Source organism: Streptomyces sp. NPDC058758, assembly GCF_042746075.1.
Classification (GTDB): Bacteria; Actinomycetota; Actinomycetes; order Streptomycetales; family Streptomycetaceae; genus Streptomyces.
Window position 1 is genome coordinate 1 of record NZ_JBHYPS010000049.1, and the last position, 19497, is coordinate 19497.

General features: G+C 71.4%; 16 protein-coding genes. 7 read left to right on the forward strand and 9 right to left on the reverse strand.

The genetic code is table 11. From position 1 onward, the window contains the following. From ACFW6A_RS34770 to sigK, 7 genes are all read right to left on the reverse strand, one after another. The coding region (locus ACFW6A_RS34770; protein ID WP_386645573.1) for a class I SAM-dependent methyltransferase at positions 1 to 1269 on the reverse strand (1269 nt) is incomplete at its 3' end. After that, complete coding sequence (locus tag ACFW6A_RS34775; RefSeq protein WP_386645576.1) at positions 1266 to 2600, reverse strand: class I SAM-dependent methyltransferase; 1335 nt, start codon at positions 2598 to 2600, stop codon at positions 1266 to 1268. The genes ACFW6A_RS34775 and ACFW6A_RS34770, both read right to left, overlap by 4 nt. Continuing rightward, positions 2597 to 3376 carry a DUF1365 domain-containing protein gene (locus ACFW6A_RS34780; RefSeq protein WP_351852139.1) on the reverse strand — a complete coding sequence of 260 codons (780 nt, stop codon included), beginning with the start codon at positions 3374 to 3376 and terminating at the stop codon, positions 2597 to 2599. Before ACFW6A_RS34780 ends, ACFW6A_RS34775 begins: the two co-directional genes overlap by 4 nt. After that, positions 3373 to 4638, reverse strand: coding sequence for an FAD-dependent oxidoreductase (locus ACFW6A_RS34785; protein ID WP_030497930.1), 1266 nt, complete (start codon positions 4636 to 4638; stop codon positions 3373 to 3375). Before ACFW6A_RS34785 ends, ACFW6A_RS34780 begins: the two co-directional genes overlap by 4 nt. Before the next feature lie 125 nt (positions 4639 to 4763). Further along, entirely contained in the window at positions 4764 to 5246 is a 483-nt protein-coding gene (locus tag ACFW6A_RS34790; RefSeq protein ID WP_351852143.1) for a peroxiredoxin, read from the reverse strand. A gap of 37 nt (positions 5247 to 5283) precedes the next feature. Continuing rightward, on the reverse strand, positions 5284 to 6033 hold the full coding sequence (locus ACFW6A_RS34795; RefSeq protein ID WP_351852146.1) for an anti-sigma factor: 750 nt from the start codon (positions 6031 to 6033) through the stop codon (positions 5284 to 5286). Further along, positions 6030 to 6623 carry an ECF RNA polymerase sigma factor SigK gene (gene sigK, locus ACFW6A_RS34800; protein WP_376410093.1) on the reverse strand — a complete coding sequence of 198 codons (594 nt, stop codon included), beginning with the start codon at positions 6621 to 6623 and terminating at the stop codon, positions 6030 to 6032. Before sigK ends, ACFW6A_RS34795 begins: the two co-directional genes overlap by 4 nt. A gap of 379 nt (positions 6624 to 7002) precedes the next feature. Here sigK and ACFW6A_RS34805 point away from each other — a divergent pair, with 379 nt between their 5' ends. Then, positions 7003 to 7233, forward strand: a complete 231-nt coding sequence (locus ACFW6A_RS34805; RefSeq protein WP_386483497.1) for a chaplin — start codon at positions 7003 to 7005, stop codon at positions 7231 to 7233. Between the two features lie 150 nt (positions 7234 to 7383). Here ACFW6A_RS34805 and ACFW6A_RS34810 read toward each other — a convergent pair whose 3' ends face one another. Next, on the reverse strand, positions 7384 to 7794 hold the full coding sequence (locus tag ACFW6A_RS34810) for an ATP-binding protein (protein ID WP_351852152.1): 411 nt from the start codon (positions 7792 to 7794) through the stop codon (positions 7384 to 7386). 519 nt (positions 7795 to 8313) lie between these two features. Here ACFW6A_RS34810 and ACFW6A_RS34815 point away from each other — a divergent pair. From ACFW6A_RS34815 to ACFW6A_RS34825, 3 genes are all read left to right on the forward strand, one after another. Further along, positions 8314 to 10221, forward strand: coding sequence for an MMPL family transporter (locus tag ACFW6A_RS34815; protein ID WP_386645579.1), 1908 nt, complete (start codon positions 8314 to 8316; stop codon positions 10219 to 10221). A gap of 76 nt (positions 10222 to 10297) precedes the next feature. Continuing rightward, the gene (locus tag ACFW6A_RS34820; protein WP_351852157.1) at positions 10298 to 11872 is read left to right on the forward strand and encodes a molybdopterin-dependent oxidoreductase; all 1575 of its coding nucleotides are present in this window, start codon (positions 10298 to 10300) and stop codon (positions 11870 to 11872) included. 85 nt (positions 11873 to 11957) lie between these two features. Then, positions 11958 to 12611: a fasciclin domain-containing protein gene (locus ACFW6A_RS34825; RefSeq protein ID WP_190044977.1), complete on the forward strand. Its 654-nt coding sequence runs from the start codon at positions 11958 to 11960 to the stop codon at positions 12609 to 12611. 149 nt (positions 12612 to 12760) lie between these two features. On the opposite strand, the gene ACFW6A_RS34830 is transcribed toward ACFW6A_RS34825, so the two are convergent. Beyond that, positions 12761 to 13630, reverse strand: a complete 870-nt coding sequence (locus tag ACFW6A_RS34830; RefSeq protein WP_351852159.1) for a DUF4394 domain-containing protein — start codon at positions 13628 to 13630, stop codon at positions 12761 to 12763. 1013 nt (positions 13631 to 14643) lie between these two features. Between ACFW6A_RS34830 and ACFW6A_RS34835 the strand changes: the two genes are divergently transcribed. From ACFW6A_RS34835 to ACFW6A_RS34845, 3 genes are all read left to right on the forward strand, one after another. Then, the gene (locus ACFW6A_RS34835; protein ID WP_351852213.1) at positions 14644 to 16158 is read left to right on the forward strand and encodes a DUF4331 domain-containing protein; all 1515 of its coding nucleotides are present in this window, start codon (positions 14644 to 14646) and stop codon (positions 16156 to 16158) included. 341 nt (positions 16159 to 16499) lie between these two features. Further along, on the forward strand, positions 16500 to 17591 hold the full coding sequence (locus tag ACFW6A_RS34840; protein WP_351852162.1) for a tetratricopeptide repeat protein: 1092 nt from the start codon (positions 16500 to 16502) through the stop codon (positions 17589 to 17591). Beyond that, complete coding sequence (locus tag ACFW6A_RS34845; RefSeq protein ID WP_351852165.1) at positions 17588 to 19210, forward strand: nickel transporter; 1623 nt, start codon at positions 17588 to 17590, stop codon at positions 19208 to 19210. Before ACFW6A_RS34840 ends, ACFW6A_RS34845 begins: the two co-directional genes overlap by 4 nt. The last annotated feature ends 287 nt before the right edge of the window (positions 19211 to 19497 follow it).

Consider the following 19497-nt stretch of genomic DNA (forward strand, 5'->3'; position numbering starts at 1 on the left):
GGCGTACCAGGCGGCGGGGGTCGCCGGCATGGCCGACGCCCCTTCGCGGGTGGGGCGTACGGCGAGGATCTGGTCGACGCCCATGCGGCGTTCGGAGAAGGCGAGCGACGCGCCGGCCAGATAGAGGCGCCAGACGCGGGCGGTGGTCGTTCCGACGAGGGCCTCGATGTCGCCCCAGCGCTGTTCGAGGGTGGAGCGCCAGGCGTCGATGGTGGTCGCGTAGTGCTCGCGGAGCGATTCGACGGAGCGGGCCTCCAGCCCGGCGGTCTCCAGCACGTCCACGGTCCGGCCCACGGGGCGCATGTGCATGTCGGGGGCGATGTACGTCTCGATGAAGGCGCCTCCGCCGGGCGCGTGGGAACCCCGGGACATCTGCTGGACCAGGAGCCGGCCTCCGGGACGCAGCACGTCGTGGAGCTTGGCGGCGAAGGCGGGGTACTCGGCGTCGCCGACGTGCTCGCCCATCTCGACGGCCGCGGCCGCGTCGTAGCCGCCGCCGTCGATGTCGCGCCAGTGCCGCAGCTGGACGTCCACGAGGTCGGACACCCCCTCGCGTGCGGCCCGCGCGGTGACGAACTCGTGCTGGGCGCGGGACAGGGTGACCGCGGTGACGCGGGCCTTGTGCGCGCGCGCCGCGTGGACGGTGAGGGAGCCCCAGCCGCAGCCGACGTCGAGCAGCCGGTCCCCGGGGCCCAAGCCGAGTTTGCGGCAGATCAGGTCGAGTTTCTCGCGCTGCGCGTCGGCCAGGGTGTAGGCCGGATCGTCGGGCCGGGTCCAGTAGCCGCAGGAGTACGCCATCGTCTCGTCGAGGAGGAGGGCGTAGAAGTCGTTGGAGAGGTCGTAGTGATGGCTGATGCCCGCCCGGTCCCGCGCGACGCTGTGCAGGCCGCCGGTCAGGCGGGCCCGCCCGTCGGGCCGCTTCGGGGGCGGTCCGACGGCACCGAGGCGTACGGCGAGGGCGGTGGCCGCGGCCATCCCCGCCGGACCGGGGCGTGTCGCGGGCCGGTCGCGGACGCTTCGGCCGGCCGTGGAGAGGGCGTCGGCGAGGTCGCCCTCGACGTCCAGGTCGCCGGTGACGTACGCCTCGGCCAGGCCGAGCTCGCCCGGTTGCCACACCAGGCGGCGCAGCGCGTCGGGCGAGCGGAGGACCACCAGGGGCGCGTCGGCGGGGCCCGTCTGGCTGCCGTCCCAGGCCCGGACGCGCACGGGGAGCGGCCCCGGGAGGAAGTGGCCGAGGAGTTGGGCGAGTCGGTCGGCGGCGGGGCTCATCGGGGGGTTCCTTCGGTGAGGAGGAGCTGGCGGACGTCGAGGTAGCGGGAGCGGAATCCGGCTTCCGAGTAGGCGAGGTAGAACTCCCACATGCGCTGGAAGACCGGGTCGAAGCCGAGGCCGGTGACGGCGGGGCGCTGGGCGGTGAACCGTTCCCGCCACAGGCGCAGGGTCTCGGCGTAGTGCTCGCCGAAGCCGTCGTCGGCGGCCGTGCGCAGGCCGGCGGCGGCCGAGTGCTCGGCGATGGCCTCGCGGGAGGGGATCAGACCGCCCGGGAAGACGTACTTGCTGATGAAGGTGTGGGCGGCGGCGGTGTGGAGCATCTGCCGGTGGCCCATGGTGATGGCCTGCAGGGCGATCCTGCCGCCGGGCGCGAGCGCGCGGCGCAGGGCCCTGAAGTAGGCGGCCCAGTACTCCGCGCCGACCGCTTCGATCATCTCGACACTGATCACGGCGTCGTACCGCCCTTCCGCGTCGCGGTAGTCGCGCAGCTGGACGTCCACCCGGTCGGCGAGTCCGGCCGCCGCGATCCGCTCGCGGGCCAGGGCCGCCTGCTCGGCGGAGAGGGTCAGGGTGGTGACTCGCGCGCCGCGGGCGGCGGCCCGCAGGGCGAGTTCGCCCCAGCCGGTGCCGATCTCCAGCAGCCGGGTGCCCTCGCCGACGCCGGCGAGGTCCAGAAGCCTGTCGATCTTGCGGTGCTGCGCGGAGGCGAGGGACTCGAAGCGGGCGGGGAACGCGGTGAAGACCGCCGATGAGTACGTGAAGGTGGCGTCGAGGAACGTGGCGAACAGGTCGTTGGAGAGGTCGTAGTGGCGCTGGATGTTGGCGCGGGCCCCGTCGCGGGTGTTCCGGTCGGCGACGGGGCGGGCCGACACCCACAGGCCCCGGAGCCGGCGCAGCGGAGCGGGCACCAGCTCGTCGGCGTGGGCGGCGAGGACGGTCAGGACGCCGGCCAGGTCGTCGCTGTCCCATTCGCCCGCCATGTAGGACTCGCCGAAGCCGATCAGCCCGTCACGCCCGATGCGCTGGTAAAAGGCATCGGAGTCGTGGAGCGTCAGGTGCGGGCCCACCGCCGAAGGACGCGTACCGGCCGGAGGACCGGTCAGGGACAACTTGTCCAGGGCCCGGCTCACCAGGTACCGGGCGACGGCGGTCCGGGCAGGGCCGGCCGAGGGGATCCGGACCACGTCCGGCCAGTGGTCGGCGTCGACGTCCGCACGGCTGAGGGGCGCAGCGGTCGCGGGGCCGCCCGGCGGCGTCTGCTCGGGGACGTCGAGGGTGCGGCCGGCGAGCCGGGAGCGGCTTTCGGAGGTGAGGGCGGGGCGGGTCACGACAGCGTGCCTTTCTGCGGGGCGGAACGGGGACGTGGGTGCACGGGGAGTCCGCGCAGCAGCAGGTGGACGCCGTGGCGGCGGATGCCGGCCGAGACCGCGGCGGTGGACCAGGGTCTGCGCGCGGCCGCGGCCAGCAGCGCGGGCACGGTGGCGGGCCGGCGGCGGCCGCGGACGACCGCGGTGAACGCCCTGCCGTCGTCGTTCTCCAGGTGGACGGTCAGGGCCAGGCGCTCCCCGGGCAGCGGCAGGCGCATCCGGTAGCGGCCGTCGACCGCGAAGAACGGCGAGACGTAGAAGGTTTTGTCCGCCACGGCCTCGTCCGCATCGTCCGTCCGCAGCAGGTAGCAGTGGCGCTGACCGTAGGTGTTGTGGACCTCCGCGACCACGCACACCAGGGAGCCGGAGGCATCGCGGCACCAGAACACGCTCAGCGGGTTGAAGACGTACCCGAAGACCCGGGCGTGCGCCAGCATCACCACCCGCCCGCCGCCCAGGTCGATGTCGTGCGCGGCGAGGAAGGCGTCGAGCCCGGCGCGGAGGGAGTCGGCGGTGCCGGCGAAGTGGTCGCGGGCGTCGAAACGGGCGAGCGGACGCAGTGGCCGGGGCAGCACTGGCAGGTGGTCGAGGTCCACGCACCACAGGTAGGTGCGGTGCCGCAGCGTGTGGTGCAGCGGCGTGCGGCGGACGTGCGTGATCACGCAGTCGTACAGCGCCGCGACGGGCTCCGCGCCCAGGGGGCCCGCGGGTATGACGTCTCCTTCGGTGCGGGTCACCAGTCCACCCCCAGGGACCGGGCTGCCTCGACGCCGGAGCGGCAGCCGTCCTCGTGGAACCCCCAGCCGTGCCAGGCGCCCGCGTACGCGGTCACACCGGTGTTGAGACGGGGCAGTTCCTTCTGCGCCGCGACCGACGTGGGCGTGTAGACGGGGTGCTCGTAGACCATCCGCTCCACGACCCGGTCCGGGGCGATGCCGGTGTCACCGCCCAGCGTGACGACGTAGCCGGAGCCTGCGGGCAGGCGCTGGAGGCGCTCCATGTCGTAGCTGACGTGTACGGGTGCGGTGGAGGGCTCGCAGCCGGTCATGCGGTAGTTCCAGCTGGCGCGCGCCTTCGGAGAGCGGGGCAGGAGGGAGGTGTCGGTGTGCAGCACGGTGGGGTTGCGCGAGTACGTGAAGGCGCCCAGGAGCCGCTTCTCGTCGGCGGTGGGGTCCGCGAGCATGCGCAGCGCCTGGTCGGGGTGCGTGGCGATGACCACGGCGTCGTACGCGTCGGTGGCGCCGTCGCCGGTGGTGACGAGGGCGCCTCGGCCCGTGCGCCGGACGGCGTCGACCGGGCTGGAGGTGCGGATGCGGTGGACGCGTTTGGCAGCGGCAGTCACGTAGGCGGACGAACCGCCGGTGACGGTCTTCCACTGCGGGGAGCCGGTGATCGACAGCAGACCGTGATGGTGCAGGAAAGCGAACAGGTAGGCGGCCGGGTACGACAGCGCGGTGCGGGCCGGGCAGGACCACACCGCGGCGACGAGCGGCAGGGCGAAGTGGCCGACGAAGTAGGGGGAGAACCCGCCCTCGCGCAGGAAGTCCCCGAAGGTGACACCCGCGTGAGTCCCCCGCGCGAGCAGCCGCCGGGCACCCCGGTGGAAGACCGGCACCTCTGCCAGGAGCCGAAGGTACCGCGACCGCAGGGCCGCACGGGAGGCGAACAGTCCCGCAGCGCCCCGGGCACCCGCGTACTCCAGCCCGCACCCGTCACACCGCACCGACATGCTCATCTCGGCGTCCTGCGTGCCGATCTCCAGCTCCCGGAACAACCTCAGCAGGGTGGGGTAGGTGCGCTCGTTGTGGACGATAAACCCCGAGTCCACGGCAAGTGCCCGACCGCCGGGGCCGGGCAGCTCACGGGTGTGGGCGTGGCCGCCGAGCCTCCCGTCCGCCTCGTACAGGGTGACCTCGTACGAGGACGCCAGGACGTAGGCGGCCGTCAGGCCCGCCACGCCGGCGCCCACGACCGCCGCCTTGCGCTGTTCGACCACCATTGCTCCCGCCACTCGACACGCTGCCCGGCTGCTGCGTCTCACCCGTACTTCGCGGCAGTCGGGCGATCGGATTGGCGTGATGTGTGACCGCGAGGTGGAAGGTCCGGTCGAAGAGGTGTGCCGGTTCAGCCGGTGAGGCCGGCGAGATGCGTGCTCAGCGTGACGGCGGGCGGGTAGCTGGCGCCTATGGCGGTGACGTGCTTCCAGTGCAGGCGGCCGTGGCCGTTGACGATGAACACCGACCGGCGCAGGCCGATCAGGGGTGCGCTGATCCCGAAGGACTTCGCCACCACACGCTCCTCGTCGGACAGCAGGGGCATGGTCAGCCTGCGGTTGCGGGCGAACTTCTCATGACTGTCGAGCCCTTGTGGGCTGATGCCCCACACGGTGGCACCGGCGGACTGGAGTTGGTCGAGGCCGTCGGAGTAGGAGCAGAGCTGTGCGGTGCATACCGGTGTGTCGTCGCCGGGGTAGAAGACGAGAACGAGCGGCTTGCCGCGCTGCTCGCACAGGGTGTAGTCGCGGCGGTGGAAGGTTTCGCCGTCCAGATGTCCGCCGGGCAGGCAGAAGTCGCCGACGATGTCCCCGATCTCCGGGATGCTTGCCATGAAGTACCTCGATCGCTGATCGTTGCGGAGCGCCCGGTCAGGCGGGCAGGGCCATCAGCAGCAGCGGGTCGGTGGTGGGCTGGGGGGATCCTCCGTCGGGTTCGAGGGTGAGGCCGACTGCGCCCGCGTCGGCCGGGTTCCCGGCGAGGATGACGGTGCCGTCGTGGTCGATCAGACCGGCCGGGAGCATCGTGCCGTCGTGGTCGAGCCACAGCTGGTAGGTCTTCCCGGCGCCGGGCGCCGGCAGGTTGGCGGCGGTGAAGACGGCCTGGTTCCGCTGCTCGGAGGAGACGACGGTGGTCAGGGCCCCGTTGGCGGCCTTGCCGTGCACGGTTTGGGCGTCCGGGGCCGCCAGGACGGCACTGACCGCGTCGAGCTGCTGCTGGGCCTGGCGGGCCTGCTGCTCCAGCTCTTGTTCGTTCTGTGTCTGCCACACCGCGACGCCGCCCAGTGCGACGGCGGCCACAGTGGCGGCCAGCGCCAGGGATACGGCACGGCGGCGCAGGATGCCGCCGAGGACGGGTGCCGCACCGGCGGCGGGGACGCGTGGGGGCAGCTGACGCACGCCGTCGACGGCGGCCATGACCTGTGCTTTGGCTCCGGGAGGCGGCGGCTGGGCGACAGCGGCGGCCAGGCGCGCCGTGGTCGCCTGGAACTCGGCTGCTTCCTGCCGACATGCCTCGCAGGTCTGGAGGTGGGCGTCGAAGTCCTTGCGTTCGGCGTCGTCGAGTGCGCCCAGGGCGTAGGCGGCGGCGAGGGTGTGGGCGTCGGTGGTGTGGTGGTTCATGTGGTCACCCCCATGCAGTCGCGGAGCCGGATGAGCCCGTCGCGCATGCGTGTCTTGATGGTGGGAAGAGGCGTGCGCAGGGCTTCGGCGACCTCACGGTAGGTCAGCCCCTGGTAGTAGGCCAGGGTCACGGCTTGGCGCTGGAGTTCGGTCAGGCCGCGCAGGCAGCGGCGTACCTGTTCGGACTCCAGGCGGGTCTCGACCTGTTCGGCGACCTCGTCGAAGGCGGTGGTGTGTTCGCGGGAGGCCTGGGCGTGCTCGCGGTCGGTGGCGGCCTGGGCGGAGCGGACGCGGTCCACGGCCCGCCGGTGGGCGATGGTCGCGGCCCACGTCTGCACGCTGCCGGCGTCGGGCCGGTAGCGGGCGGCCTGCCGCCACAGGTCGATCATGACCTCTTGGGCGACCTCCTCGGACTGCGCCCGGTCGCGCACCACTTTGAGGACGATGCCGAAGACCAGGGGTGCGAGGGCGTCGTAGAGGGCGGAGAACGCCTGCTTGTCACCATGGGCCACTTTGCCCATGGTCTCGGTGAGGTCGCTGGGGGCGGCGCGGCCGTTGCGGCCGGTGCCGAAGGGAAGCGGCTGGTTCACCTGCACCGCTCCGGTCGTGGTGAGAAGGCGCAGGGGCGGCCTGGGCCGGCCGTCGGGGGGCGGGGCGTCCATCGCATGCCGGTCCTTGTGTCGTCACTCGATCGTGCCGGACCGCCCGGCGGCGGCCCGGTCGCGAAACCTGTGGGTGCTTCGTTGATTCTTCGTAGCGGACCGGCGGGTGGATGGGTGGTGCTTCGTCACCCGCGCCATCGTCGAGTAACTCGTTCGAGGGAAGGCGGGCACAGGGGCCAAGCCGGAGGGCGGACGGCGGCGAAGACGGTGCGTGAGGTGAGCGGAGCGACGTTCTCTCGCTCTCCTCACCGGCCGCGCGGGTTGCTCGGCCGAGGCTCCTTCATGGGAGGTAATTCACATGGTTCGTATGCGGAATGGTCTGGCGGTGGCCCTCGCGGCCGGTGCGGTGGTCATCGGTGGCGCGTCGATGGCATCGGCCGATGCCGGTGCACAGGGAGTGGCCGCCCACTCGCCGGGAGTGGGCTCGGGCAACCTCGTGCAGGTTCCCGTTCACATCCCGGTCAACGCGTGCGGTAACACCGTCAGCGTGATCGGCCTGCTGAACCCGACCTTCGGCAACACCTGCGTCAACGCCTGATCGAGCACCGCGAGAAGACTCCGGTCCGCCGCCTTCAAGACGGGGTGGCGCGGACCGGTGATCCGCCCGGAAGGCAGTGCTCTCCGAGCGGGTCGGCCGCGGGCGGCTGTCGGCACAGCCGCCCGCGGTACCACGGCCTTTGCGACTGGGCTACCAGGTGAGGACCGCGATGACCTGCTTGCCCCGGTCGGAGCGGCTGACGCGGAGGTCCGCCCCCAGCGCACGAACGATCCTCAGCCCCCGGCCTCCCGTCTCCCTGCGCTGCCCTTCTCGATGGCTCCCGGCCAGGTCCGCCGTCCCGTCGCTGACGGCGATGCCCACCTGGCCTCGTTCCAGGCTCAAGGTGAGCGCGTAGGGTCCGGCGGCGTGGAGCACCGCGTTGCCGACCAACTCCGAGACGATCAGTACGAGATCATCGGCGACCTCGCGAGGGCAGGCGTCCGCCTCCTGTTCCAGAAGTCGTGCCACGGCTTGGCGGGCCTGGCGGGCCGCGCGTTCGTCCGAGAGGAGCGGCAGATGCAGCGTGACCGGACATCCGCGGGGAGCGGTGGCGGTGTCCATGATGATTCCTCGCAGTGAGCGGTCTTCGTCACCGAAAACGGGTGAAGGGGAACGTCGTGGGGTTGTGATGGTGCCGTGGACTCCGCGCCTGGTTGCCCATCGTCACAGTCCAAGGGGCCGGGAACCCAGTGGCTGACGCTGAGGCCGGCCATTGAGTGCTGCTTTCAGTAACGATTCGTGACGAATGCCGCGATGGATTGCCGGAATCCGGGAAAAGTCCCGAGCCGCCGTCCAGGTGATCTCCAGCGCTCCCTGCCATCCCTGCCCCGCTGCCGTGCCGAAGCGGATGAGGACAGCAATCAGGTGCCGTGCTCCGCTGCCGCCGGCGCCCGCAGCACGCCCCCGGCAGCAGTACAGAGGGATGGCTTCGTGCTGAGGCTCAACCGTGCAAGGCCGTACGTCGTGTTGCTGTTGTGGCTGATCCTGGCTGTTGCCGCCGGCCCTTACACCGTCCGTCTCGGTGAGGTAGCGCAGGCCGGCGGGGACGTGACGCTGCGGGAGACTACGGAGTCGGCCCGGGTGGAGCGCCTTCTGAACCCCGCCGGGGCGCAGGCCGCGCTGCCGCTGGCCGTGATCTGGACTTCCCGCCCGGAGGGCGAGCAGATCACGGCGCGCCAGCAGCAGGCGGCGCGTCAGATCGTCATCCGCCTGACCGGAACCGCCGGAGCTCCGGTGCTGTCCCGAGACAGCCGCGCCATGACCGCGGTGATCGCCGCCGAACCCGACGGCGGGGCCGCCCGCCTGGCCACCATCGCGAAGGCGGCGGCCTCGGTCGGCGGGACGAGCGTGCACCTGGCAGGACCCGCGGCCGCTCAAACAGACCTCGACGCAGCCTTCTCGCATACCGACGGCACCCTCCTGGCCGTCGCTCTCGGTGGTGTCCTGTTGATCCTGCTGCTGGTCTACCGCAGCGTGATCATGCCCCTGCTGGTGATCGTGAGTTCTCTCCTGGCCCTCGCGGTGGCCTGCGCCGTCTTGTACGCACTGGCGCGGGCGGACTGGCTGTCCATCGACGGCCAGACCCAGGGCATCGTGTTCGTCCTGGTCGTCGGTGCCAGCACCGACTACGCCCTCCTCCTGGCCGCCCGCGCCCGCGAGGAACTCGCCGAACAGCCGGACTCCCGCCGGGCGATGACCGCAGCGTGCCGCGCCACCGCGCCGCCCGTGCTGGCCAGCGCCGCGACCATCGCCTGCGCCATGATGACGCTCGTCCTCAGCGACCTGCCCTCCGAGCGGGCCCTGGGCCCGGCGGTGGCGATCGCCATGGCGTGCTGCACCGCCGTGTCGCTGACCTTCCTGCCGGCCGTGCTGGCACTGTGCGGGCGGCGCGTGCTGCGGCCACACGCGGGCACACCGGGAGACTGGTGGGCCCGGCCGGCCCGTGCGCTCGAGCACAGGCCGCGCCGGGCCTGGGCCGGCTGCCTCGCCCTCCTCGCCGCCGGAGCGGCTATGGCGCCGCTGCTCGCCCCGACTGGCGTCCCCCTTCACCAGGCCCTACCGGCCCAGGCCCCCTCGGTTGCCGGGCACACCGTCCTCGTACGCCACTTCCCCGCCGGCACCGCCAGCCCCCTGATCGTCCTCGCCCCTGCCGCCCGGTCGGCCGAGGTCCGCGACCGGATCGCCTCGACACCGGGCGTAGCGGCAACAGCCGCCCTACCGGCCGAGACCGGTGGCAGGGCGCAGATCCTGGCGACGCTGTCGGACAGCCCGGACAGCGCCCGCGCCCGGCACACGGTGGCCCGGCTGCGCGGCTCGCTGGCCGGGACCGGGGCGCTGGTCGGCGGACAGAGCGCCCAGCTCGCCGATCTGCACCAGGCATCGGTGCGTGGCCATCGGCTGATCATGCCTCTGGCACTGGCCGTGGTGCTGGCCGTCCTGATCGTCCTGCTGCGCTGCCTGCTGCTGCCACTGCTGCTGGTCGCCGCCGCCTGGGTCAGCCTGTTCACCGCGTTCGGGGCCTCCGCGCTCCTCTTCCAGCTGGTGTTCGGCAGCAGCGTCACTGAGCCCGCCGTGATGCTGTTCTCCTTCGTCTTCCTCGTCGCGCTGGGGGTCGACTACAACATCTTCCTCGTCCACCGGATCCGCGCCGAAGCGATTCGGCACGGCACCGCGGTGGGGGTCCGCCGGGGGCTGGTGACCACCGGCGGCGTCATCAGCGCCGCCGGCCTCATCCTGGCCGCCACCTTCGCCGCACTGACCGTGATGCCTCTGCTCTACCTCGCCCAGATCGGCTGCATCGTCGCCCTCGGCGTCCTCATCGACACCCTCCTCGTGCGCCTCTTCCTCGTCCCCGCCCTCATCCTCGACCTCGGCCCCCGCACCTGGTGGCCCACCCACCTCCCGGGCGACCGCCGCCCGCCCGCCACAGCCTCCGCTCCCCGCACCCGTACCCCTGGCCGCGCCGCCGCCTCCACACCCACGCTGTAAGGCAACACCGGCAAGGGATTTCACTCTTTCGAGGGTTGGACCAATCCGCCGGGCGGGCGCTGCCGAATGCAGCAATGTGAGCAGCTTCCGCAGCAAACTCGTCCGCGCCGCCTTCGGCGCACTGGCCGGACTCCTGGCCGCGTTCACGGCTCTGGCCGTGGCCGAGCTGGTGGCCGGACTGGTGCGGCCCGCGGCGGGGCCGGTGACGGTGGTGGGCGGAGCGGTGATCGACCGGACGCCTGCCGCGGTGAAGGACTTCGCGATCCGCACGTTCGGAGAGAACGACAAAATCGTTCTCCAACTGGGGATCCTCGCGATCCTCGCCCTCATCGCCATCGGCCTCGGCATCCTCGCCCTGTCGCACCGACGCGCCGGCGCTGCGGGGGTGTTGCTGTTCGGGATCGTCGGCGCCGCCGCGGCTCTCAGCCGTCCCGACTCCACCGGCACCGGTGACGTACTGCCCTCGATCGCCGGAGCGCTGGCGGGAGCTGTGGCTCTGTACATGCTGGCGACCAAAGCCGCTCCCGTTCCCGCCCCGGACGGGCAGCCAGGCACTGGGGGGTGGAGCAGGCGAGGGTTCCTCGCCGCTGCCGGTGTGACCGCCGTCGCCGCTACCTCGGCAGGTGCGCTGGGCCGGTACTTCACCGGCAGGCAAGGCCAGGGAGCCGTCGCCTCCCGGGAGAACCTGGTGCTTCCCAAGCCGGCCTCCCCGGCGCCCGCGGTCCCGGCCGGCGTCCAGCTGAAGGTGCCCGGCATCACCGCCTTCACCACCCCCAACTCCGACTTCTACCGCGTCGACACCGCCCTGACCGTGCCTAAGGTCGACGCCGGCACCTGGCGGCTGCGCATCCATGGCAAAGGCGTGACCCGGCCGCGCACCTACACCCTCGACCAGCTCCTGGCCCGCCCCCTCATCGAACGCGACATCACCCTGACCTGCGTCTCGAACGAGGTCGGCGGCCCCTACATCGGCAACGCCCGCTGGCTCGGCGTACCCCTCGCCGACCTCCTGGAGGAGGCCGGCGTCCGGCCGCCGTCGAAGGGCGGCCGGGCCGATCAGTTGGTGGCTCGCTCCGTGGACGGCATGACGCTCGGCTCTCCTGTCGAGGACCTGATGGACGGCCGCGACGCCATCCTGGCGGTCGGCATGAACGGCGAGCCGCTCCCCTTCGACCACGGCTTCCCCGTCCGCATGCTCGTCCCCGGCCTCTACGGCTACGTGTCGGCCTGCAAGTGGATCGAAGACATCGAACTCACCACCTTCGACGCCTACGACCCCTACTGGGTCAAGCGAAAGTGGGCACGTCGCGCGCCCATCAAGACCCAGGCCCGCATCGACACCCCCAAGCCCTTCGCCCGCCCCGCCCCCGGCACCGTCACCGTCGCCGGCGTCGCCTGGGCCCAGCACCGCGGCATCACCCGCGTCCAGATCCGCGTCGACGACGGTCCCTGGCAGGACGCCGACCTCGCCGCCCAGGCAGGCGTCGACACCTGGCGCCAGTGGTCCTACCGCTGGAACGCCACCCCCGGCGGACACAACCTCACCGTCCGCGCCACCGACGGCACCGGTCAGGCCCAGACCGAACAGCGCACCCGGACCATCCCCGACGGAGCGAGCGGCTGGCACAGCGTCTTCGTCACCGTCCCCTAGACCACCCGGACGGCCGCAAGGCCCGTACCGGGCAGCACGACCAACCCCCTCGATACCCAGAGAAAGTCCCAAGGAGCAACTGGTCATGAACAGCATGAAGATCCGCCGTACCGCGATCGCCGTCGTCGCCGCAGCCGCGCTGCCCTTCTCCCTGGCCGCGTGCTCCGACTCCGGCAGCGACACCAAGGCCGCCCCCAGCGCGGGTGCCGAGGACGCCGCGAAGACGACGGAGGCGAGCACCCCCTCCGAGGCGCCGATGACCGACGACCAGCCCTTCGGCCCCGCCTGTGCCGGGGTGCCGAAGGAGGGCGCGGGCTCCTTCGACGGCATGGCCAAGGACCCCGTGGCCACCGCCGCCTCGAACAACCCGGCCCTGTCCACCCTCGTGACCGCGGTCAAGCAGGCCGGCCTGGTCGACACCCTCAACAACGCCGAGAACATCACCGTTTTCGCCCCGACCAACGACGCCTTCGCCAAGATCCCGAAGGCCGACCTCGACAAGGTCCTCGCCGACAAGGCCACCCTCACCAAGATCCTCACCTACCACGTCGTCGGCCAGAAGCTCACGCCCAAGCAGCTGGAGAACGGCTCCTTCGAGACCCTCCAGAAGGGCATGATCACCACCGCCGGCTCCGGCGAGTCCTACAAGGTCAACGACACCGCCAACGTGGTCTGTGGCAACGTGAAGACCGCCAACGCCAACGTCTACATCATCGACACCGTCCTCATGCCCAAGTAGGGCTTCGCGCACGGTCCGCACGTCACGGTGGCCCTGCACTAGCCCTCATCGGAAGGGTGCAGGGTCACCGGCATGATCCCTGGGCCGATAGCCGTACCAGGAGCCTGGGCTCGGCAGGGTGCCGCGCCCAGGCCGGCTGCGGGCGGGGGCTACTTCTGGTTGATGGGCAGGGCCAGGTCGGTGACCTGGTACTTGGCCGGGAAGGCGCCCTCACCGGTGGCCTTGCCGGTCAGGACGTCGACGGCGTAGAGGCGGTAGGAGCCACCGTTGCCGATGGCGGCGAAGCCGTGGTTCGTGCCGGCGGCCGGGTTGTAGTAGATGTCGAATCCGGCGTCCAGGGCGGCGTCCACGCCGAGGTTGCCGGTGGAGGCCAGGGTGCCGGCGTTGGCCGGGGACTGCAGGGAGATGCGGTCGGCCATCGTGTCCAGGTCGAACAGCGTCGTCGCGGTCGCCGCGTTCAGATCGTTGTTGGTGTAGGCGGCTCCGGTCACTCCCATGGCGGTCGACGGCGGCATGGTCGGGTTCGTCAGGGTGCCGTCGACGGTGGTCGTCAGCGGGGCGGCCGCGTCGTCGATGTTGTGCCGCAGGTTCTGCCCGGTGTCGGAGATGACCCGCAGCCGGTTGGCGGCGGGGTTGAAGTCCACGCCGAACGCCGCGCCGGCCAGGGCCACGGTCAGCTGGGAGACCTTCATGGCCTTGGCGTTGGTGGTGTTCAGGGTGTAGATGCCGCCCTTGTCGCCGACGCCGTACAGCTTCTCGTTCTGGACGCGGAAGTCGATCCCGACGAGCTTGGTGTCCCCGGACAACCCCGAGATCTTGCCCAGCGACCAGGTCTTGGAGGGCCTGTGGACGTCGAACTCGACCAGGCGCTGGTCGCCGGTCAGGCCGATGGCGTGCAGGGCCTTGTGGTCGCGGGCGGGCGGCATCTTCGAGGCCGTGTCGGACACAGCCAGCGCGGGCGCCGCGCACAGGGCGGCCAGGACGACTGCGGAAGCCGCGGTCACGGTCCGGTTGCGCATGATCCCTCCTTCATCGGAGCTTGGGCCCAGGTGGCCCAGGTCTCGTGGTGAATTCGCCGCCGGCGTAGCAGGGGATGGGCGCCAGGGACGGAGGCCACCCGCACGGCCCAAGGGCACTGCCTCGGGCTGCGCCATCCGGGTGGGACCGGCCGCGCGCCGGTCCACCGACGGGAGGATGCGACGCTGCCGGTGGTGACGGTGTGGTCGTGGCTAGAGACGAGACATGGCGGCCCACTGACTGTGCGGGACTTGAGATCTGCTGTCATGGGAGCGAGGTGCGCGGGCTGCGGCTGCTGGGCTGGCAGGAGGCCCTGCCCCGCTCTCTTGCAGCCGTCCTGGACACCTGGCCCGCACAGACCACGCGCCGGCCCGAGGGAACGAAGATTTCCTTCGCCACAGACTCTGTCCGGTCCTGGATGTGCGAGAAGCGGTTCCTCGGCGCCACGCCGCCGGCGAGCCGGTGACAGCGATCGACCCGCGTACACGGCGGCTGCCACGCCGTGTGAGCACCCTCACCCCCTCGCCCTATGGACCCAGAGGTCATCCACGCGGCAACGGCAACTGAACAGACACACTCACCACCAACGCTGCACTGTTGCAACTGAGTTGCAACAAGCGGTTGTTGGCTCATTCGGGCTAAGAGCGGCACTGCGTGTCGCGCCCACCTTGAAGCCGGGACAAGAAATCCTCTGACCTGCACAATTGTCGCTCCTCGCGGGCCCGGGCACGTCGGCGGCGGGCGGCGGGCAGGCGCGCGGCGATGTCCGGGCGTGGTTTCCTTCGCCCTGCGCAGCCCTGCGCGATGGTGTGTCTGGACGTGGTCAGTCCCGTTGCCTTTCCTGACCATGCCCGGGCAGTGCGAACTCCCCCGTTCGCCGCGGTGCCGACCGCCACCCGATAAGCCCCCTAGCGACACCGACGCCCGCCCTATCAGGCCGGGCTTGGTACGCACCTTGCTGGGAAGGAAGCACCTCTTCGTGAAGGCAACCTCCACGGCGTCCGGCCGGCGCCGGATGCTGGACCACTCCCTGCTCGTCCTCGGCTCAGGCGCCCTGGCGACCGCCATGGCCGTCCTCACCCTCGGCCCCGGCGTCAGTTCCGCCTCCAGCCACCGTGAGGCCCCGCTGATCGCCGGTGATCCGCGCGCCGACAACACCGACGTGTACGCGTTCACCAGCCCCGACAAGTCCGACACCGTGACCCTGGTGGCGAACTGGATCCCGTTCGAGGAGCCCAACGGCGGCCCGAACTTCTACGCCTTCGGCGAGGACCTCCGCTACAACATCAAGATCGACAACACGGGTGACGGCAACGCCGACGTCACCTACACCTGGCGGTTCAAGAACCAGATCCGCGACGCGGCCGACCAGTTCCTGTACAACACCGGCCAGGTGACCACCCTGGACGACCCGGACCTGAACTTCCGGCAGGTCTACGACCTCATCGAGACCCGCGGCAAGACGAGCAGGACCCTGCTGTCCAACGTGCCCGCCGCCCCGTCGCGCGTCGGCCCCGCCTCGATGCCGAACTACGCCTCCCTGCGCGCCCAGGCCGTACGCGGTCTCCCGGGTGGCGGGAAGGCGTTCGCCGGGCAGGCTGAGGACCCGTTCTTCGCCGACCTGCGGGTCTTCGACCTCCTCTACGGCGGGAACCTGTCCGAGCGCGGCCAGGACACCCTGGCCGGCTACAACGTCAACTCCGTCGCCCTGCAGATCCCCAAGAAGTACCTGGCGCTGAACTACACCCCGTCGCGCAATCCGGTCGTGGGCATCTGGTCGACCACCGACCGCAAGGGCGTGCAGGTCTCCGACTCGCGCACCGGGCACGGCGACAAGTGGAAGCAGGTCTCCCGCCTGGGCAACCCCCTTGTGAACGAGGTCGTCGTCCCGCTGAAGTACAAGGACGCCTTCAACACCCTCAACCCCGACCAGGACCGCACCGTCCAGCCGGTCGTCGACAAGGTCCTCGACCCGATCCTGCCCAAGCTGATCCAGCAGGTCTACGGCGTCCCCGCACCGCCCGCCCCGCGTAACGACCTCGCCGAGATCTACCTCACCGGGATCTGCAAGGCGTGCGGGCCGATCCAGGCCGACCTCAACGCCCACCGTCTCAACCGCGACGCCAACCTCCGCCGCATCGTGCCCGCGGAGGAACTGCGTCTGAACATGGCCGTACCCCCGGCCTCGAACCCGAACCGGTACGGCGTCCTCGCCGGCGACCTGGCCGGGTTCCCCAACGGACGCCGTCTGACCGACGACGTCATCGACATCTCCCTGCAGGCCGTCGAAGGCGCCGCCCAGACCGGACAGCTCATCCCGGCGCTTGCCGACGGCGACAAGGTGAACGCCAACGAGGTCCCGTTCGGCACCTCGTTCCCGTACCTGGCCCTGCCCCACACCAAGTCCGTCAACAGCGGACCCTCCGGCATGGCCAAGAGCAAGGAAAAGTCTGCGGCCTCCCTCGGCGGTGTGGGAGCAGCCCTGCTCGCGGCGGCCGGATGGCGGATGCGCCGCCGCAACCGCGCCTGATGTGACGCCACCGCACCATCAAGGCTCCCGGGGCCGGACCACGCCCGGTCCGGCCCCGGGAGCGCGTCACTCACGCAGGAAGACACCCTCCGATGACCCCTGACCCGCCCACGCCCGCCCGCGGCCGACGCCGACTGACGAAAGTCGCCGTCACCCTCGCTCTGGGAACCGCGATGTTCGCCGCCGGAGCCGTACTCATCCAACCCGCCATCCCTAACACACCCCCTTTCCCCGCCTCCGCACCTACCGGCACAGCCGCCCGGCCCGAGGCCCCGGCCGCGGCGCTCACCGCTCGCCTGGAGCGCCTGCCGGGCGACTGGAACACCTGGACGGCCCTCGGGATGGCCCGCATCGAGCAGGCCCGCACTACCGCTGACCCCGCCCTTTATGCCGCGGCCGAGAAGGCCCTGCGCCGCTCCCTCTCCTTGCAGCCTGGCGGCAACAGTGGCGCCGAGACCGGCATGGCCGCACTCGCCGCCGCCCGCCACGAGTTCACCGCCGCCCGTACCTGGGCCGAGAAGGCCATCACCAGCGACCCCTACAACCCGGCCGCGTACGGGGTCCTGGCCGACGCCCACACCCAGCTCGGCCACTACCGCGACGCCGAGCGGGCCGTGCAGAAGATGAACGACCTGCGCCCCGACGCCGCCTCCCTGGCCCGCGCCTCCTATGTGTTCGAGCTGCGCGGCAGCACCGGGCGGGCGGCCGAACTGATGCGGCGCTCCCTGACCGCGGCCACCACCGACAGCGAGCGCGCCTTCGCCCACGCCTGCCTGTCCGGCCTCGCACTCGAGGACGGCGACGCGCGCCAGGCGCTCAGCGAAGCCGAACAAGGGCTGCGAAAAGCACCGGCCGACCCCGCGCTCCTCGATGCCCGAGCACGCGCCCTCGCCGCACTCGGCCAGACGAAACAGGCACGCGCCGACTGGCAGCACGCGACGGACATCGCACCCCTGCCGCACCTCCTGCTCGCCCTCGGCGAGACGCATCAGGCTCTCGGACACGACGAACAGGCCGAAGCCTCCTACACCCTGCTCAGGGCACAGGACACCCTGCGTACCTCCGCCGGCGGCTCGCCGGACACCGACGCCATCCTCTTCGAAGCCGACCACGGCAGCCCCGTGCGCGCCGTGGCGATGGCCGAGCAGGCCCTGCGGACAAGGTCGTTCGTCGCCGTCCATGACGCCTACGCGTGGGCCCTGCACCGCGCCGGACGCAGCGAGGAGGCCCTCGCACACGCCGACCAGGCCCTCGCGCTCGGCACCCGCAACGCCCTGTGGCACTACCACCGGGCCGCGATCCACCACGCCCTGGGCAACGACCAGGCCGCCACCGCCGACCTGCGGTCGGCACTCGGTCAGGCTCCCGCACTCAACCCGCTGCACGCCGCCCAGGCGCGTGCCCTGTCCCAGCGAATCGGCACCCAACCATGACCCCAGCACACCGCACCGCCGCCACAGCCGCCGCCCTGCTCACCGCCGCCTGCAGCCTGACCACCCCCGCCGCCGCAGCCGCACCGGCCCATCCACTGGGCAACTTCACCGTCAACTACCACACCGGCCTCGTCCTGCACCCAGACCGCATCGACGCCACCGTCATCGTCGACCGCGCCGAGATCGCCGCACTCCAAGAACGCCCCCATATCGACACCGACCACAACAACACCCTCACCGAAGCTGAAAACGCCCGGTACGCCCGCACCACCTGCACAGCACTGGCCGACCGACTCACCCTGCGCACCCCCGCCGGACCCGCCCGATGGAGCCCCAGGGCCGCGCAGCTCACCTGGGAGCCCGGCGAAGCAGGACTCAAGACCAGCCGACTCACCTGCGCCTACACCACCGCCGCCCCACTGGAGCTCGGCGGCGCCATCAGCGTCGACACGCGCTACGACACCACCCGCATCGGGTGGCGAGAGATCACCGCCAAGGGCATCGGACTGCGCATCACCGGAACCGATCTCCCCGCCACCTCACCCACACAGGAGCTCCGCCGCTACCCGCCGGATCCCCTCGCCACAGCACTGGACCAGCGCACCGCCGAACTGCACACCACCCCCGCCGACGGCACCACCAACACCCCCACACCTGCAGCCGGTCCCGCGGGGACAAGCGCCAACCGGATCGCGAACTGGTTCGACACCCTCGTCTCCCGGCACGAACTCACCCTCCCCGTCGGCCTCCTCGCCCTCCTCCTCGCCATCGTCCTGGGGGCCTCCCACGCCCTCCTGCCCGGCCACGGCAAGACGATCATGGCGGCATACCTCGCCGGACGCCGCGGAACCCGGCGCGACGCCGTCACCGTCGGCGCGACAGTCACCCTCACCCACACCGCGGGTGTCCTGATCCTCGGCCTCGCCCTCCCCACCGCCACCCACCTCGCGGGCGAAACCATCCTGGCCTGGCTCGGCCTGACCAGCGGACTCATCGTCACCGCCATCGGCCTATGGCTTCTGACCCGAGCCCTCCGCCACAAGCCCACCCACGGCCACCACCATCACTCCCACGGACACAGCCACCACCATCATCACCAGCACAGCCACCCTCACGAGCACGGACACGAGCACGGGGGAAGCCACCATCCGGCTCCTTCCACGGCGCCCCATACCAGCGCGCCTGAATCCGCTGCTGCCGCCACGCGCACCCTCACCGCTCCAGCCCAGGCCCCTGCCTCGCACAGAACGCACGAGCATGCGCCGTCCGAGCACACACACGCTTCTCGTCCTGCCGGGAAAGCAGGCCTGATCGGGATGGGCATCGCCGGCGGACTCGTGCCCAGCCCCTCCGCCCTCGTCGTCCTCCTCGGAGCAGTCGCGCTCGGCCGCACCGCCTTCGGTATTCTCCTCGTCCTCGCCTACGGCCTCGGCATGGCGGCCACCCTCGCCCTCGCCGGAATGCTCCTCCTCCACGTCAAACATCGCATCAAGAAGGCTGGCGACCGCCCCCGGCTGCGCTGGCTCGTAGGTACCGCCTCACGTATCGGACCGGTGGCCACCTCCGCCCTGGTCGTCGTCGTGGGGCTCGGGCTGGCCGTACGAGCTCTGGCCCCCTGAGACCGTCCCTGTTCCACCACGCTCCACGCACTGCAGAGAAGGCCCGCACGCCCCGGCGGCGACGCCCGCACCTGTCACCGACTGCACCTCATGTGGCGGGGAGCGGCGCAGCGCCTGTCGCTATACGGCGGCCAGCTCAGAGCCTGAAACGGCAGCCTGAGCGCATGATCTGAGAGAGATCGTGAACGCGATCCCCTACGTCGACCGCAGCCGGATCCCGCGCCGCTCTGGAGAGGTCGGTCCTGGGACCGATCCGTCGTCTCCTTGGGCGCTTGGTCCCTCGGGGC

Excerpts from the sequence above, each read along its gene's own strand:
- ACFW6A_RS34785 (WP_030497930.1), bottom strand. The coding sequence starts at position 4,638 with ATGGTGGTCGAACAGCGCAAGGCGGCGGTCGTGGGCGCCGGCGTGGCG.
- ACFW6A_RS34790 (WP_351852143.1), bottom strand. The coding sequence starts at position 5,246 with ATGGCAAGCATCCCGGAGATCGGGGACATCGTCGGCGACTTCTGCCTG.
- ACFW6A_RS34795 (WP_351852146.1), bottom strand. The coding sequence starts at position 6,033 with ATGAACCACCACACCACCGACGCCCACACCCTCGCCGCCGCCTACGCC.
- ACFW6A_RS34805 (WP_386483497.1), top strand. The coding sequence starts at position 7,003 with ATGCGGAATGGTCTGGCGGTGGCCCTCGCGGCCGGTGCGGTGGTCATC.
- ACFW6A_RS34810 (WP_351852152.1), bottom strand. The coding sequence starts at position 7,794 with ATGGACACCGCCACCGCTCCCCGCGGATGTCCGGTCACGCTGCATCTG.
- ACFW6A_RS34825 (WP_190044977.1), top strand. The coding sequence starts at position 11,958 with ATGAACAGCATGAAGATCCGCCGTACCGCGATCGCCGTCGTCGCCGCA.
- ACFW6A_RS34830 (WP_351852159.1), bottom strand. The coding sequence starts at position 13,630 with ATGCGCAACCGGACCGTGACCGCGGCTTCCGCAGTCGTCCTGGCCGCC.
- ACFW6A_RS34835 (WP_351852213.1), top strand. The coding sequence starts at position 14,644 with ATGCTGGACCACTCCCTGCTCGTCCTCGGCTCAGGCGCCCTGGCGACC.
- ACFW6A_RS34840 (WP_351852162.1), top strand. The coding sequence starts at position 16,500 with ATGGCCCGCATCGAGCAGGCCCGCACTACCGCTGACCCCGCCCTTTAT.
- ACFW6A_RS34845 (WP_351852165.1), top strand. The coding sequence starts at position 17,588 with ATGACCCCAGCACACCGCACCGCCGCCACAGCCGCCGCCCTGCTCACC.